Below are 1,807 nucleotides of genomic sequence, written 5' to 3' on the forward strand. Positions count from 1 at the left end.
CGTCGTACGCGGCCGCGACCCAGTCGTCCTGCTGCTGGAGCCCGGGGTAGGAGCCGCCGTTGACCCATGCGGCGTAGTCCCCGGCGCTCAGCTCTCCGCCGTTCGCGCGCTCCCGCCGCAGGCCCAGATCGTGGGCCAGGCCGAGGACCGCGGAGTCGGTGGAGCTGATGAACGCCCCGCCGTGCTCGTGGACGGCGCCGCCCGAGAAGAAACCGCGCAGGGACCAGCAGCGGCCCCCGATGCGGGTGGCGTCCGCCTCGTAGACCGTCGTGGCGAGCGGGCTGGCCCGGTTCCACAGGCGGTGCGCGCAGCGCAGTCCCGCGAGTCCCGCGCCGACGATCACGATGCGCGGGGCGGCGGGGCCGGTGGCGGCCGAAGCGCCGCGCGGGGAGAGGAGGCCGCCGGGCAGGGCCGCGGCGACGGCCATCGCACCCGCCGCGCCCAGTACTCGGCGGCGGCTCGGCACGCGGGCGGGGGAGTCCTGTTCGGCGGTGCGGCGGGCGTGTGCGCGCCGGGTGTTCTCGACGGTCTCGCCGACGACCTCGGCGACGGGCATGCCCCGGCGGCGGGCTTCGGCGTGTACGGAGAAGGCGAGGCGCAGCGGGTCTGGGATGCCGGCGCGATTGGCCGACTGGTGCACGTGGTGCATGAGATCCCTCTTCTCGGAATCCTGCGGAGACGGCATGGACTCGGGCTGAGGGGGAGTGAACCGGTGGCGCAACGCCGTTGTCAACGATGTTGCGCCACTTTGTGCGTGCGGGATCGGGGAAGGGGGCGGGCCGGGCCGGGGCGGGCCGGGCCGGCTACGCGTCGCGCAGCGCCGCGGCCCGGGTCTCGATCGCGGTGATCAGCGCCTCGACCCTGGTCCGGAAGATCTCCTCGTCCGTCACCTCGGCCAACTGGGCGCTCAGTCGGGTGATGTTGGGGAATCCCTCGGGGTCCACCAGGCGGTACTCGCGGTTCCAGGAGGACTCGTCGGCGGCCCGGATGTCCGGGTCGAACAGCAGGTAGGCGGCGCGCTGGCCGACGTAGGCGAGGAGGGAGTCGCCGACCATCCGGTAGTGGACGGCCGCCTCGGCCCCTTCGAGCCCCGCCTCGGTGACCGCGCCGAGGATCAGCTCGACGACGCGGAACTCGTTGGGCCTGCGGGTGGTCCGGCTGGCCATGGTCGAGCCGACCACCGGGTACCTGAGGGCGACTTCGAGGGAGCCGTCGGCGAGCGCGCGCAGCCGGTCCTTCCAGTCGAGGCCGTCGGGGATGCTGTCGAGCACCTCGCCGAGCGTGCGGTCGGCGACGGAGAGCAGCAGCTCGTCCTTGTCGCGGAAGTGCCGGTAGATCGCGGTCGGGTCGGCGCCGAGCTCCTCGCCGAGCCGTCGGACGGTGAAGGCGTCCTCGCTGCCGCGGGCCGCGATGCGCAGGCTCGCTTCGATGATCGCGTCGGGTGTGAGCTGGCTGCCCGCGCGCTTGGACCGGGCGGGTGTCTCGGATGACTTCGGCATGGTGGGGCCAGTGTATCGATTTGGAACAGAGGGAGCGCAACACCGTTGACAACATTGTTGCGCTCCCGTTCACTCCTCCTCAACGAACAAGCCGTGCGGGTATGTCCCGCCGAGCCGGAGGATGCGTCGATGGGCAGCGACAGGCAGCGGACGAAGCAGCGTGCAGACACCGTCTTCGTAGGGGGGCGGGTGTTCACCGGGACCTCGGCCGCCCCGATCGACGCCGCCGTCGCCGTGGGAGGCGGCCGGATCATCGCCGTCGCCGACGCGGCCACCGTGCGCTCCCTCGCGGACGCGGACACCGAGGT

2 protein-coding genes are annotated in these 1,807 nt (G+C 72.9%); both read right to left on the reverse strand.

Annotated elements, in window-relative coordinates:
- A partial coding sequence (locus ACWGDE_RS38640; RefSeq protein ID WP_453393766.1) for an FAD-dependent oxidoreductase occupies positions 1-649 on the reverse strand: 649 nt, incomplete at its 3' end.
- Positions 650-803: 154 nt separating this feature from the next.
- A complete protein-coding gene (locus tag ACWGDE_RS38645; RefSeq protein ID WP_453393767.1) occupies positions 804-1,499 on the reverse strand; it encodes a TetR/AcrR family transcriptional regulator in 696 nt (231 codons plus the stop codon).
- Positions 1,500-1,807 lie beyond the last annotated feature (308 nt).

The organism is Streptomyces sp. NPDC054956 (assembly GCF_053609185.1).